Genomic DNA, 14,746 nt, shown 5'->3' with positions numbered 1-14,746 from the left:
ATTTTCCCTTACTACTTAATCACTATTATTTTTCTAACTGTTCTTGCACAAATTTAATACTATTCTGAATCAATTCTTTATCTTTTTCTGTTGCAACTTCTTCTAATTGTTTAAACAAAGCAATACTTTCATTTCGTTTACCTAATACATTAAATGCAGTTGCAATATTAAGATACCATGTCATTTCATCTTGCATATCTTTAGGCTTCATATCCATTGCAAGAAGTTTTTCTAAAAAGAGTTCTCCATTTTTATTTTCTTGATATTCTCTTACAATATCGTTATTCATTTTTCTAAACTGATATCCTCTACGCATTAAAACAAAGAACATGATAAAGAAATAAACAATAGTAATAACGGCAATACCACCAACGATAATGCCTAAAAAACCAATTGTTGATTTTACATAGGGAATTACTATGTTCACATAAATAAATAGCAGTACCGCCCAAAATAGAAAGGCTAATCTAATGAGCCATTTATCTTTTTTTCATACATTGCTCTTTTCTTTTTTAGATTTTCGGGTTCGTAAATCATTTTTTCACTCCTTTATTACTACATCAATCAGAATTTGTTTCATTGTTCTGATTTTGTTTCTTCCATTCCTTATAATCTTTTTGCGTTTTTTGTTGTCTTTTAACATCTGCCATTTTTTCCAAAATCACTTCTACGTCTGGTTGACTGTGCTGTTCTGGTAGAGAATAGAAAATAAGGTTATCATCGCTTGTATATACTGAAATATTAAAAACCAAATCACTTTCTACAATTTCTTGCATGATATAGGAAAGTTCTTCTGCATATTCTTTATCAGTTTTTCCCTCATTAAGATATATACTTGTTTCTATTTCATATTCCCTTTTTTTCAGATATTCTTCTACACTTTCCTTACCATTCCATTCTGTCGTGGTTGTATGCCCTTGAACTTCAATTTGATAACCTCTTATAAAAGGCTTATCTTGAAATAAAGGAGTTGCAAGTTCTTTTATTTCATCAGAATAGTAATAAACATGGTAACTATCCTCAAAAAGTCCAGTATTTCGTGTATATATAGTAGCAGTTTGAGAAGAATTTTCTTTACTGGAAACTTCTGCCATAATCCAGTTTAATCCTATTTTTTCTTCTTTGTACTTCTTCACTTCTGTAATAATAAATTCTTCATTGTATTTGTCCTTTAATTTGGATAAGATATATTTTTGTGCTTCTTCACTAGAGTTAAAATCATGCGAATAACTGCTACAACCATTTAATAGTCCTAGACAAAGCACGCTTGCTATAACACCTAATAAAAATTTTTTATATCGCATAATCGCCACCTCTATGTGATTTGATGATTTAATACAGTTCTACAAACTGGAATTTACTGCACTACAAACTGGATTTTATCCATCTATGAAAGTTGATTTATACAGTATTCTCTGATTGCATTATTTATAGATACATCACCATTCTTAAAAATACCTTCACCTTTGTCTTTCAAATAATCTAAAGCACCTTGATATTTATGCTCGTGAATCAATGATAATGCTTTTCTTAATTCAACATGGTATATAGAATTTTCTAAATTATTGTAAAAATCACAGATTGAAGATGATTGAGCAGTTTTATAAAAATGTTCTAAATAATTATCTATGATTTCTTCTAATTCACTGATTGTCCATTCTTTTAATTCTGTTTCATTTTTAAACAATTCAGCACCGCTAACTGTAAATGCACCAATAGTTCTCAAACTTAATGGTTCTTTTTTATTGGTTTCCATTTTCAATAAATCCCATAACAAATCATCTAACCACAATGGTTTGATTGTTTCTATAGCAGTACAATAACACTTATCATCTGACTTTACTTTCACACCAATAAGCAAATCAAAGAATAATTCCTTTGTACTATACCAAATCATAAAATCTTTTTTCTTAAACTTATATTTTTTAATTTTATCTTTAAGCATTTTAGGCAAAACTTTTGTTAGTTCTTTATATTTTTGTCGTTCTTCTTTTGTCATTTGAAACACATCCTTACAACTTCTAATTTGTCGCTTTCTTCATGCCCATATTATAACAGTTCCATATATCCACCACAATAAAAATCAGCATACCTCTTAATATTTTTCTATCTTGGAAAATACACACTTTTCTTTTCTTCCTCTTGATTATCAATCACAGAAAAGAAAAAGCCCTGTCAAGAGCCTTGCCACCATTGGTGGTGCTTTGCACTCTTTACTGGGCTTTTTATTTGCTGTATCTTCCATGCAAGAGGAAATTAAAGACCTCTGTTCCATTTCGCCTTTAGATAATCTTCATAATCTCCCTCATTAAAGTCTACTTGTGGAGAAGTATTAGGAATATTTTTTCTGTTATCTATATCTGCAAGTTGACGGAATATCCAGTCATCATAAGGGTTGTGATATTTGTATTCTTTCGGCTGTTCTCTGTATCGGTCTAACCCTCGCATTTCCTTATGTACTTTCATCATGCGTTCTATTTTTTGACGCTGTATCAACTGTTTGATTTCCATAAGTTCTTCAATTTCTACAACCTCATTAGAAAGATAATTGCTGATGTATCTAATCAATATGGTTTCCATGTAAAATCTGTATTCGTTTTCATTATCGAAAAATTCATTTTCAGACAGATAATCTAAAGAAACATTGAAGTCCTGTTCCCGTTTGATAATATCCATGATATATGGCTCGGTGTGATCGATATACTTCCATTCTCCCGACAATAATTCATTGGGCGTTACACCCAGCACGTCCATTATCTTTTCCAGCGTATCAAAGGTAGGATAATTCACACCACGTTCAATCTTGGAAAGGCTCTGCATATTGATACCGATTTTGTCCGCCAGTTCCTGTTGTTTCATTCCTCTATGTTTTCTTATGGTTTGTATGTTCTCTCCTAAGAAACTGATTTTCTTTTCATAATGCTCCATAACTTAGTATAACCGCTCCTTTCGTTGCTTTTTTTGGTATTTATAAGCATATCATACTTAATCTATATCCAAAAGTCAACAAAAACTTCTTGACAAGTAATTCTAATGGCGTTATTATCATATCAGATAGAGTGATTAAGCACGCTAGGGTCAATCACACGCTTGAGTAAGCATATAGAATAGATATTTTCATTTTGATAGCATGAATAGGTATGGACTATCAGACCGAAAATAAGGTTTCTGACTGGGGCTGTTCCGTTTAGCCACGAGCCTTACAAGGCTCGTGAGCGTTAAGAACGGAGCAGACACAGGAAGAAAAGGAACGCCTTTAGGCGTTCGTAAAGGGCGTATATGTAACACCGCCCTGCGCATACATGTCATAGTACCCAGAAACTGTGATAAATAAAGGAAAAAACACGATTTTTACCCCGCAAAAAAACGGGAAGTACGAAAGGAGTAATGCACTATAACTACACACAAAAATTTATCCGTTAAGATTGATTACATCAGCATTGTATTTGATACTGCAACCGCAGAAGATGTCATCATGCACATTTTAGGTTTACCGACTGATATTTTCAATGTCTATCCGGCAAGCATTAAATACAAAACTTATCAAGCACGCTGGCAGATTGGAGATATTTATGTATCGGGGGACGCAAGAAAAACAGAGGATAACCCACAAGGGTTAGGCTGTTATCTTGTTATGACTGGCAGAGGTTGTGATGATATTTTCCGTATTCTCGACAATAGGAATTATACTTTTGGGGATATGTTCAAACATTGTGAGCGAAGATACGGACGGGATAACTTCCACTTCACAAGGCTTGATATTGCCATTGACGATAAAAACGAAAAGCCATTTTTTACCATAGATCAGATAAAGAAGAAATGCGAAAAAGAGGAATTTATCTCGAATAGTGAGGGCTACCACTTTGACGAAAGCAAGTTTGATGATTTCGACACCGCAAAGACTGTTTATATCGGTGCTGGCAAATCGGGATTGTCCTACCGCTTTTATGATAAGGATAAGGAAGTCTGTTCAAAACATAATAAGACACTTGATGAAGTCGGCAGTTGGAAACGGACAGAAATGCAACTGCGTGATGATAAGGCTCATGCTTTTGCCATGACATTCAAGGAAAGACCGCTGGAACTTGGAGAACTTGCTTTCGGTCTATTGGCAAACAACCTACGCTTTGTCGTACCAAACAGAAACGAAAGTAATAAGAGCAGGTGGAAAACTTGTCGGTTTTGGGAACGCTTTTTAGGGGCTGTGGAAGTCTTAAAACTGCAAGTACCAAAACAGCAAAATTCTCTTGAAGAAACACAGCAATGGCTCACAGAGGGTGGCGTGATTTCCGCTGTCAAAAGTTTTTATTTCTTAGAAGAACATGACGCATTAGGTGGACTGGAAAAAGTAGGAACTATGCTTGATAAGGCAAGATACAGCAATTCCCTTTCCAGTAAATTAACCGCCCATTTACAGAGGATAAACCGCACCGACCTTATCCCCTATATCCAGTATGACACGAAACATGGGAAAGGGGGTATCTGATGAATAACAACGATATTCCCGTATGGGAAAAATACACCCTTACCATTGAAGAAGCGTCAAAGTATTTCCGTATCGGAGAAAACAAGTTAAGACGATTGGCAGAGGAAAACAAAGACGCTGGCTGGCTCATTATGAATGGCAACCGCATACAGATTAAACGCCGACAATTTGAACAGGTTATTGATAAATTGGACGCAATCTAATGCAAATGAGCCTTGTATGTGTTATGATGAACACAAGTCATATCAAGGCTCTTTCCAACAAGGAAAGGAGCAGACACCATGAAAGAAAAAAGACGGGATAACAAAGGTCGTATCCTGCATACTGGAGAGAGCCAACGAACAGACGGAAAATACTTATATAAATATGTAGACGCATTTGGAAACACAAAATATGTGTATGCTTGGAGATTGACACCTACAGACCCGACACCAAAGGGAAAACGGGAAAAACCCTCACTTCGAGAACTGGAACAGCAGATAAGACGGGATATTGAGGACGGTATCGACAGCACAGGCAAGAAAATGACGCTTTGCCAACTCTATGCCAAACAGAACGCACAGAGGGCAAATGTGAAGAAAAGCACAATGAAACAACGGGAACAACTCATGCGGTTATTGAAAGAGGACAAGTTAGGTGCGAGGAGCATTGATACAATCAAACCCTCTGACGCTAAGGAATGGGCGTTACGCATGAAAGACAAAGGTTTTTCCTACAATACCATTAACAACCATAAACGCTCGTTAAAAGCGTCATTCTATATCGCCATACAAGACGATTGCGTAAGGAAAAATCCCTTTGATTTCAAGTTAAATGAAGTCCTAGAAAATGATACCAAAGAGAAAGTCGCATTGACAGAGGAACAGGAACAAGCCTTACTCTCATTCATCAAAACAGACAATGTGTATCACAAGCATTATGATGATGTGCTGATATTATTAAAGACAGGACTTCGTATCTCGGAACTGTGCGGGCTGACAGTAGCCGATATTGATTTCAAGAATGAAGTTGTGATTATCGACCACCAGTTATTAAAGAGCAAGGAACAGGGCTATTATATTGAAACGCCTAAAACAAAGAGCGGAATAAGGCAAGTGCCATTAAGCAGAGAAACAATACAGGCATTTCAACGGGTTATGAAAAAACGCCCAAAGGCAGAACCATTTGTGATAGACGGACAGAGCAATTTTTTATTTGTCAATCATAAAGGCAAACCCAAAGTTGCGATTGATTACAATGCTTTATTTGTCCGTATGGTAAAGAAATACAACAAGTACCATAAGGATAACCCCTTGCCACATATCACACCGCATACGCTACGCCATACGTTCTGCACAAGGCTGGCAAGCAAGAACATGAACCCAAAAGATTTACGGTATATCATGGGGCATTCAAACATTAGTATCACAATGAACTGGTACGCTCATGCGTCCATAGATACCGCAAAATCAGAGGTTCAGCGTCTAATCGCATAAGAAGTATTTACCACGATTTTAACCACGCTTGATAGCGAAAATATAAGAAGATAGACCTAGATATGTGAGGTTTACCACAAAAGCAAAATGCCCGTAGAGCCTATAAAATAAGGCTTTGCGGACATTTAAGAAGATATAAAAAGATAGTCAAAAAGACATATATAATTTATTTTAATCAATCGCAATATTTTACATTTTTTATGCCCCAATAATCTTATTGAATAACTGTAACAGTACGTCTTTTACGCCAGCGGCATTGAATACCAAGCCGACAGCAATTAAGGCAATCACCAGAAAGCCGATAAGTTTGGAAAACTCACGCTTGAAACCGAGATACACTCCGATAACAGCGATTGCCATAAGCACCAAGCTCTGTGCATTACTTAAAAACCAGTTGTATAAGTTTTGTCCGAAATTCATTATTTCTCACCTCTTTTCCATGTTTCCATATCCCTGTCAAACTGGCTGCCAGCCTGTACCAGACACATTGTAATCACTCCGATACCTGCACCAAGAGATACTAAAAATAAATCAAATAAGATATGTTTCATGTTGTCATTCCTCCTGTTTAATGACTTCCTCTGTGGAAGTCGTCTGTTGTTCAATCAGTTTCTTATGACGCTCGGTGAGCTTCGCATGGTCTAAAATATCTTTGAGATAACTTGTACCGTTGGTACTGTCTATCTGCTGTAAGACTTTCCAAGTAGGGGCGACCTGCCTGCTTATCCAGTTGAGCGTCCTTGTGAGCGTGTACGGTTCTGGTTTGGTCGTCAGTTTCAGACGCCCACGATCAGAACCGATAAAGTACGCCCATTTCTCATTGGTTTTCCATTCGCTGCGTCGTTTCTCCACCTCCTTGTCTGCGAATCGCATATAGCGGTTGATAATATCAAAAGCGGTACGCTCTGCGTCATGGTAGGTCAGCAGGTCACGCACCGCATGATAGGCTCGCTCATTCTTTAGCCTTATTTCAAAACGGTTCTTGATTTTCGTATCTTCAATAGGAATATCGTATTTGACATACTGTTCATAGTCCTTTTCATAGATACAGAAATAGACTTCTGATTTGAGTGAACCGATATACAATGTATTTCCCATACCGTATTTATCCTGTTCCTGACTTCTGACAAGTTCACCAGAACGGTAAGACTTGAAACTGCGGAATACGGAAATACATTCTTCATGGTTGCATTTCTCTGTCAGCTCTGGAATATCCAAGATTCCTGCCATATCGTTGATGGCAAGGTCAAGACGTTTCATCACACCTCCCTCTATCAGAGCGTCCATGAGAAAGTCATACCAGCTCCTATGCTGTGCCAGCAGGTAGTTTTCCATTTGTCGGCAGCCTTTGCCTTTCAGCTCTAGCAATGTGCCTTTTTCCTTATCGGGTGAAGTCAGCACGAACACATCACCCAAGACATAATGTTCCGCATAGGAGTAGAATCCGAAATCCTCATGTATCATCACATCAAACCTTAATTTGAGAATATCCTCAACAACGTGTTTTACGTCCTGTGTGGGGAATCGGATTCTGACGTAATCCAAGACCATTTCCAGCGGATTGTCTGGATTCAATCGCTCCAGAGCGTCCGTGAATTTCACCTTGATTTCTTCCGTCAAGGCTACTTTTCCAGATTCAAGCCTGCTGACATACTCTCGACTGACACCAGCCATGACCGCAAGCTGATTCTGGGAAACGCCGTACTGCGTCCGTTTTTCCTTAAAATCATTTATCCAATCGGTATCATTCAGTAAAAATCCCTCCAATCGAAAAAGGAATGTGACATTTTCCGATTTTGTCACACTCCCTTGAATGTTTGAAAAGTCCACTGTTTTAGCGGTCTTTCCGATATTTGATTGACTGTTTCCAGATAATTTGTGCCCCCCTGTTAGATAACGGGGGCGAATGGTTGGTGTGGCAAGCCACACCAACACAGGCTAGTCCGTACCTGCGGCTTTCGCTTCACACGCCGCCTGTCCGTCCTGCCTGTTTTGTGACAATCTTCCTATCTCTTTTGGGAAATCGTGTCCTTTTGGTACAAGGGGAGTGTGAAACTCTGATATGACACTCGTTCCCGTATCAACATATCCACGACCTTTTATCTGCTTCAAGAAAAAATCCTTGTCTACCTCACCAAACATCATGGAATAGCCAAGCTCCGACATACGCCCCAATGCAACACGGAAGTTGAACTGGTCACGGATTCCGTCACCGAGATATTTTGCGTCTGGACGCTGACAGGCAAGAATCAGAAAATATCCTGCCTGTCGTCCGAGCATGACTATCTGTTTGAGCTTATTCAAAACAGCGGTATTTTCCTTTGTCGTCAGCATTTCCATAAACGCCACATATTCATCAAAAATGAGAAAATGCGGAGCAAGACCAAGATAGGCATAGTTTTCACCTGTCTTGTAACCGTCTAACTGTTTCATGCTTTCCGAGCGTTCCATCATGCCATCATAGAAGCGGTCAATACAGGCGGTTATATCTTCCTTTTTGTAGTAGACTTCTGGCATGACAACAGATAAATCCGCAAGGTCAGCGTTCTTTGGGTCTAACACATACATAACCGCATTGCAGTGGAGCAGAGCTTCAATGATAGTGAGGATAAAGTAAGTTTTACCGCCACCAGTACCGCCAGCAATCAGCATATGAGGGAGCTTGTCATACTCCCACCAGACATTCTTCATCAGACGCAGGCTGCCATTTTCAGCTTGTACCTCGTCAATGGTGATACGGTTTGCAATCGTATCATAGAGTAAGACATACTCCACATAAGAATCATGTAGCTCTTTTGATACCAGCTCACAGTACAAGCCTGTTTCCAGCTTCTTTTCCAAGTGTAGGAGCTGGTCTTGATATTTCCCCAGCGTGATTTCTGTACGGATATACAATAGTCCGTTATCCATACGGTAATACAGCTTTGGGAAATAGGTGATTTTCTCTTTTTTGCTGGTCGCTGGTAAATCCTTAAAAAATCCACTGTCCTGTGTAGTTACCGATTCATACCAGCCATTTTCAAGTATCATCTTTGCCAGCTTTTGACGGTGAAAGAGCTGTTTTACCCTGTCATACTGGAATCTTTGGTATAAAAGGGCAGCAATCGCACAGACCAGAGCTGACACTATGACCGTCACTATCATATATGGCGTGACCGAAAAATGGACGCTGCCATCTTTCAGAAAACTAACCGATTTCCAGTCCATTGTTAGGAGTGTCTTTAGGTTCAGCAATGCTACTACCATAAGAAAGAGCAGGAGCAGCGAACCAGTCGAGAAACGAAAAACCAGCGATTTGTCGCTGGCTCGAATACGATTCCCACGTTTATTGAATTGTGGCATATAAAGTCCTCCTTTCCATGAAAAAAGCAGCAAACCTTATAGATTTACTGCTTATAAATGCTATTTACTTTGTAGTTGCTTAATGATTTTCAAATCCAGAAATTCTTTTTTTGCTTTTTCCATTGATTCAAATTTATCATTCCATTTTTGCGTGATTTTGGACTTATCTAATACTGTTTCCAAATCGTAATCCTCAAAATATGGTAATTTCTCACTTGTATAATACTCTTTACAATAATGAGATAAAATGGATATTATTGCTTCTGTACATTCTGTTGCTTCAATTTCTGGTTCGTATTGTTTAAAAACATTTTCCAGACTACTATTCAAAAGATTCCAATCTGGTGGATAATCATAGGCAACCGTTTCTCCATCTATTATTAAAGGAGCAGGTTTAGGGTTAATTTCATTTGATTTTAGTAAATATTCAAAGTAAGACATGATAATATCAGCATTTACACTAATTGTATTGTAGGTACTTATTTCTTTATATGCAGATATTAAATTTGTCAAAACTTTTCTTTCTGATTTTGTCAAATATCTATTACAGTAATTTTTTGACAATTCATTTAGTACATCATAGTTCTTTTTAGAATAGCATTCATTTAATAAACGTACAATCGGAAAAAGCATTGTCATTTGTAGATTATTCCTGTTACCTTTATGATAGTATGCAGCAGAAATAACCAGTGAAATTATTCCCGATAGAATGATTGATACTACATTAAAACCATTAACATTCCACCATTGAACAAATTCCTCCATAAAAACACCTCTTTTGAATAAGTAATATGGATAATTATACATTTTTCATTTACTATAATCAATCGAATTATTATTTCTTGTTCTGCGGCTGCTGGTTATGGTTTTGCGGATTTCCTGCCGGCTGACCGTTTTTATTTTTCAAAACAATATCATCTGCCTTGATGTACCAGTCAACGTCTGCCCCTTGAAAGGTAGCAGTTGCCACCGTATCAGCCACAGGATTGATGATTTCCACCTCTGCGTTGTAGTCAAACTCCTTTAACGGAACAGTGGCAGGAATACTTATCTGTATCATGCGTCCCTGTTCCTTACACTTCAAGTCATAGGTACGTTCCTTGATTTCTTCAGAAACCGTACCGTCCTCATTCTGCATATGTACCTCACGACGCAACGCCGAGAACTTCAATACTCCGAATGTCTTTTCCTTATCAATAATGATTCCGTTTGCTAATCTCATAATCTTTCTACCTCCTTACGCTTTCACCATATCGTCTGCTGACAGGATATAGTTTGTGAATCCTCTTGTACCGATTTTGTAACCCTCTGCGGTGATTTTCGGATTGATAAGTTTGACCTTTTCCTCCGATTCAAAATTTTTCTCACCAGCAGACGCAGGCAGTACCACGATAATATCATCTGCCCTCTGTACGTCCGAATAAAGGTTAAAGCTGCGGGAAACTACCGTCATACGTCCGTTGATCCTACGCTGTTCCACTTTATTCTCACCTGCAAACTCCAAATTTCCGAATGTTTTTTCCATGTTCGGGATAACGTGTTTTAATTCCATAAATGTATTTACCTCTTTTCTTTCTATATTTTTAATAATTGATAGTGTCATTCTGCTGTCTGGATAATATCTGTCTGCCTGTGAATCATCAAGGGCGTTGCGTTGTGCTAAAGCACCCTTGACAATTCCCATTCAGAAAGATAAGTGTTCATCAAGCAGAAGTTCGATTTACTGTCAGCCACAGACTGACTTTCTTATGATAAGGCGGTGAACGGGGCGTTTTCATGTACCGTGACCTCCCGTATTATTTAGACTTCTTTACTCTGCGAAATCTCTTATATCCTGCGAAGCTAAGACCAGCAGCGGAAATCCCCATCATAGCGAATAATGCGACAAATGGTGTATTGTCACCCGTCTTTGGTGATGTGCCTGTTCTTGTTGGTGTGCTAGGCTCATCTGGTGTGGTAGGGGATTCTGGTTTTTCTGTGATTGTTACTGTCTGCCCTTTATCCTTGATGTCCTTATGTTCAGCCACCTTGACAGGTTCGTCTGGATTTGTCACGTCGTATAATTCCTCAAAAGTGACAAGCTCCTTACCTGCAAGCTCACTGGCGATGAATGTAAATGCAATCTGAACTTCCATCTTCGTATCGGTAGCGGCAAAAGTAAGGTCATTTTCCACACGCTTACCATTCACGATAAGTTCTGCATTTTCAGACTTCACCATTTCCCAGCCTTTAAGGGTATATTTCACACCTTTTTCAAGACCATCTAAAGTAACGGTATCAACGATAGTCACATTTTTACCAGCTTCGATTGTCTTTTTCCCTGTTGCCTTGTCGGCAGCGGTTGTATGCATAGTGATGATACGCTCTGTGATTATCACAGTCTGCCCGTCGTCCTCAATGTCCTTATGTTCAGCCACTTTTGTAGGTTCGTCTGGATTTGTTACGTCGTATAATTCCTCAAAAGTGACAAGCTCTTTTCCTGCAAGCTCGCTGGCATTGAATGTAAACTCAATCTGAACTTCCATCTTTGTATCAGTAGCGGTAAAAGCAAGGTCGTTTTCCACACGTTCACCATTGACGATAAGTTCTGCATTTTCAGACTTCACCATTTCCCAGCCTTTGAGCTGATATTTTGTGCCTTTTTCCAAACCATCTAAAGTGACCGTATCAAGGACAGTCACGTCTTTACCAGCAACAATCATCTTTTCACCTGTTGCTTTGTCGGTAGCTGTGGTATGAACCGTAATCACTCGTTCTTCGATTGTCACGGTCTGCCCGTCGTCCTCAATGTCCTTATGTTCAGCCACCTTGACAGGTTCGTCTGGATTGGAAAGGTCGTATAATTCTTCAAACGTCACAAGGTCTTTGCCACCTAAAGCACTGGCGTTGAATGTATAGGAAACCTCAACTTCCATTTTGGAATCCTTTGCAGTAAATGAGTAATCACTTTCCACTGGTTTCCCATCAACAAGAAGCTGTGCATTTTCAGATTTCACCATCTGCCAGCCTTTGAGTTGATATTTTGTGCCTTTCTTCAATCCGTCCAAAGTGACCGTATCAACGATAGTCACGCTCTTACCGGCAATGATTGATTTTTCACCTGTCACCTTGTCGGCAGCGGTAGTATGGATAGAGATTTCTGGCTCGTAATCGTCTGTCAAAGTGCCTAAGTCAATGACTGTCTTATTTCTGGAAACCACCACATCAAAGGCAGGAATCAGTGTCATTCCTTTGTTGGAATCACAGCGTAATTCTTCGATTGTGTAAGTATCATAAAGCAAAGCACCTTTGCTGTCGTCTGGTGTGGAAGTACCGAACCAGATACCGTCCTCACTGGATTTACCAGCGTTGGTATTCTGTTTATGCGATACCCATTCAGAGGAAGTGGAGAACTGACCGTTTGCGTCAGTCACAATGATGTGGCTTTCACCAGTCGTCTTGCTGGTGATCCTGAACGGAACATTCGCAAGTCGCTTGTGAGTGCTATCACCGATTTTCACACCCTCCAAATCACCACGAATAATCTGATTGTAAACAGAATGTGCTTCGTCTGTTAAGTCAACGATTTCACCATCATTCACAATGTCAAACTCACGGTCTGCCGCACCAGTAGTCAAGTAGCCTGTCGGACTTTTAGATTCCGAAATCTTATAGTGACCGTAAGGAAGTGTGTCTGCGGCAGTCGCAGCGATACCGTCAACGCCTGTATGGATTGTCTTGACAACTTCATTTTTGTTGTATAGCTTGCCATCTACCAAGACAGGGTTATCATTTAGGGAAATGATTTCAAAGGCAGTATCTTTCAATGTTGCACCGCCTTGTGGTTTTGTATCTTTCGTTTCAAGGTCACGCTTTTGGATTTTCACACCGCCACGAATCACCTTGTCTGATACGGAATACTGGTTGCTGCCGCTTAATGCCGCAAGCTCACCATCTTCTGTAATCTGTGCCACATAGACACCTTTTATCTGTTCTGAACTTCCGTTAGTCTGCATATATGCACCCTCTAACAAGTACCCGTTTGGAGCAGCTTTTTCTTCCACAGTGATAGTACCAAGCGGCAAGCAGATAGTACCGTTTTGTGTGTAGAAACTGTCACCCGATATTTTGTAAGCGTCAGCTAAACGTGTGATGTAGTGGACTTCGTTATTACCGTCTTTTTCAGCGATTGTCTTTGTCGTCCATGTGCGTGTTGCTTCTGCTGGAAGATTATCTTTTGTGTAATATCCGTCATAATACTTCCAGACGAACTCTGCACCCTCCAAAGAAGCGTTACCCTGTGCGGTTGATTTTCCCGTTTCCATATCAATCTTGAAAAGCTCAACCAAAGTATCAGCGACTTTTGGTGTATCGCTGACTTTCAATGTAGTAGTTTCACCAGCCTTGACCGTAAGGGTGTAGACGTTCTTATCTAACTGGAATCCCTTTGGAGCTTCGGTTTCTTTTACATAGTATGTAGAAGCTCGGAGTTCCACAGTGTCCGTATTCCCGTTGCCATTTGTCGTAAGTGTGGCAACAGACTTCGTGCAGCCTTTATCAGAATAGACAGTATAAGTCGCACCAGATAAGGAATAGCAGTCATTAGACTTTGTAATCGCTGTATTACTGGACGATTTCTGAATCTTGCCATCACCGACAGCCAACTTCGCCCAGAACTGTCCTAAATCTTGCCCCTCACCGACATAAATATAACCGCCACAGTCGTAACGGTCTTTATTCGCTTTAGCGAAAGCCTTTGCGTTCTCATAGACTTCTGACTGGATTTTTTCTGATACTTCGTCATAGGCAGCTCGTACATTGTTGTAACCCCAACCTAAATGAACGCTCAATCTACGCCAGACAACGCATTGTTCCAACAGATAGACTTGTTTGCTGGAAAGACTGTGTGTTTTAGCATACTGTTTGACGTATTCCAGATTTAATGCCACGTCTGATATTTGGTCGTCACTCATTCGTTCCGTTGCATTGATACGGTTCTTATATCCTGATTGGAAATTTGTGTTAATATCTACACAATAGGCAGTCTGACCGTCAGCGGTCATTATGCTTTCTTCAAAGCTCTTAATCTCTGTACCGCTATTGTCAACCTTGACGATTGTTCCTGCTTTACCGTCCGTAGTGGTATAGACGGAATCCGCAGCATGAACCTGTGTGACAGGTAATGCGGTAAATACGGTTGCTAGAGTAAGTACACCTGTAAGCAATCGTTTTATAATCTTTTTCATAATAATTAAATGCTCCTTTCATTTTGAAATATAAAAAGGACGCTCATTTCTGAACGTCCAAGTCATACGAGTATCTTGATTTCTAGTGATAAATGATTTATATTTATATGTAGTTATTTGTGAATCATAGCAGTAGACAGGTTCATTTTGCTAACAGCCTGCTAACACTCTGCGGTGTATGGTGGTACACTTACGAGTATTAGCTTCTAAAATGAACA

The 14,746-nt window shown here is 39.2% G+C and carries 15 protein-coding genes; 3 read left to right on the top strand and 12 right to left on the bottom strand.

All coding sequences use genetic code 11. The features are described 5' to 3' along the window. Window positions 1–25 precede the first annotated feature (25 nt). The 4 genes from ACGHJ8_RS10650 to ACGHJ8_RS10635 all read right to left on the bottom strand — a co-directional run bounded on the left by ACGHJ8_RS10650 (window position 26) and on the right by ACGHJ8_RS10635 (window position 2,928). The gene (locus ACGHJ8_RS10650; protein ID WP_207663068.1) at window positions 26–427 is read right to left on the bottom strand and encodes a hypothetical protein; all 402 of its coding nucleotides are present in this window, start codon (window positions 425–427) and stop codon (window positions 26–28) included. A gap of 133 nt (window positions 428–560) precedes the next feature. Beyond that, complete coding sequence (locus ACGHJ8_RS10645; protein WP_071143777.1) at window positions 561–1,304, bottom strand: hypothetical protein; 744 nt, start codon at window positions 1,302–1,304, stop codon at window positions 561–563. Between the two features lie 83 nt (window positions 1,305–1,387). Further along, window positions 1,388–1,999 (bottom strand): hypothetical protein, encoded by a 612-nt coding sequence (locus ACGHJ8_RS10640; protein ID WP_173722015.1) that lies wholly within the window; start codon window positions 1,997–1,999, stop codon window positions 1,388–1,390. A gap of 257 nt (window positions 2,000–2,256) precedes the next feature. Then, a complete protein-coding gene (locus ACGHJ8_RS10635; RefSeq protein WP_004612630.1) occupies window positions 2,257–2,928 on the bottom strand; it encodes a helix-turn-helix domain-containing protein in 672 nt (223 codons plus the stop codon). Window positions 2,929–3,424: 496 nt separating this feature from the next. On the opposite strand from ACGHJ8_RS10635, the gene ACGHJ8_RS10630 reads away from it, so the two are divergent. The 3 genes from ACGHJ8_RS10630 to ACGHJ8_RS10620 all read left to right on the top strand — a co-directional run bounded on the left by ACGHJ8_RS10630 (window position 3,425) and on the right by ACGHJ8_RS10620 (window position 5,961). Next, window positions 3,425–4,486, top strand: a complete 1,062-nt coding sequence (locus tag ACGHJ8_RS10630; RefSeq protein ID WP_278044932.1) for a replication initiation factor domain-containing protein — start codon at window positions 3,425–3,427, stop codon at window positions 4,484–4,486. Next, on the top strand, window positions 4,486–4,689 hold the full coding sequence (locus ACGHJ8_RS10625; protein ID WP_002607397.1) for an excisionase: 204 nt from the start codon (window positions 4,486–4,488) through the stop codon (window positions 4,687–4,689). Before ACGHJ8_RS10630 ends, ACGHJ8_RS10625 begins: the two co-directional genes overlap by 1 nt. Window positions 4,690–4,767: 78 nt before the next feature. Then, complete coding sequence (locus tag ACGHJ8_RS10620; RefSeq protein WP_390414434.1) at window positions 4,768–5,961, top strand: tyrosine-type recombinase/integrase; 1,194 nt, start codon at window positions 4,768–4,770, stop codon at window positions 5,959–5,961. A 198-nt stretch (window positions 5,962–6,159) separates the two neighbouring features. On the opposite strand, the gene ACGHJ8_RS10615 is transcribed toward ACGHJ8_RS10620, so the two are convergent. The 8 genes from ACGHJ8_RS10615 to ACGHJ8_RS10580 form a co-directional block, all read right to left on the bottom strand. Beyond that, a complete protein-coding gene (locus ACGHJ8_RS10615; protein ID WP_005363222.1) occupies window positions 6,160–6,381 on the bottom strand; it encodes a hypothetical protein in 222 nt (73 codons plus the stop codon). Then, window positions 6,381–6,512 carry a DUF3789 domain-containing protein gene (locus tag ACGHJ8_RS10610; protein ID WP_118034846.1) on the bottom strand — a complete coding sequence of 44 codons (132 nt, stop codon included), beginning with the start codon at window positions 6,510–6,512 and terminating at the stop codon, window positions 6,381–6,383. The genes ACGHJ8_RS10615 and ACGHJ8_RS10610 overlap by 1 nt, the downstream gene beginning before the upstream one ends. Window positions 6,513–6,516: 4 nt before the next feature. Next, entirely contained in the window at window positions 6,517–7,728 is a 1,212-nt protein-coding gene (gene mobT / locus ACGHJ8_RS10605) for a MobT family relaxase (protein ID WP_390542443.1), read from the bottom strand. Window positions 7,729–7,899: 171 nt separating this feature from the next. After that, a complete protein-coding gene (locus tag ACGHJ8_RS10600) occupies window positions 7,900–9,303 on the bottom strand; it encodes an FtsK/SpoIIIE domain-containing protein (RefSeq protein ID WP_390540301.1) in 1,404 nt (467 codons plus the stop codon). Between the two features lie 60 nt (window positions 9,304–9,363). Further along, window positions 9,364–10,068 (bottom strand): hypothetical protein, encoded by a 705-nt coding sequence (locus ACGHJ8_RS10595; RefSeq protein WP_390540299.1) that lies wholly within the window; start codon window positions 10,066–10,068, stop codon window positions 9,364–9,366. A gap of 70 nt (window positions 10,069–10,138) precedes the next feature. Further along, window positions 10,139–10,528, bottom strand: coding sequence for a YdcP family protein (locus ACGHJ8_RS10590; protein ID WP_390542441.1), 390 nt, complete (start codon window positions 10,526–10,528; stop codon window positions 10,139–10,141). A 12-nt stretch (window positions 10,529–10,540) separates the two neighbouring features. Further along, window positions 10,541–10,855 (bottom strand): YdcP family protein, encoded by a 315-nt coding sequence (locus ACGHJ8_RS10585; protein ID WP_005363246.1) that lies wholly within the window; start codon window positions 10,853–10,855, stop codon window positions 10,541–10,543. A 244-nt stretch (window positions 10,856–11,099) separates the two neighbouring features. Next, window positions 11,100–14,528, bottom strand: coding sequence for a VaFE repeat-containing surface-anchored protein (locus ACGHJ8_RS10580; RefSeq protein WP_390540297.1), 3,429 nt, complete (start codon window positions 14,526–14,528; stop codon window positions 11,100–11,102). Between the last annotated feature and the right edge of the window lie 218 nt (window positions 14,529–14,746).

This window comes from Massiliimicrobium timonense, from assembly GCF_042850985.1.
GTDB lineage: Bacteria > Bacillota_I > Bacilli_A > Erysipelotrichales > Coprobacillaceae > Allocoprobacillus.
The sequence above is the reverse complement of the archived record's forward strand: the minus strand, read 5'-3'. Positions and strand labels throughout refer to the sequence as shown.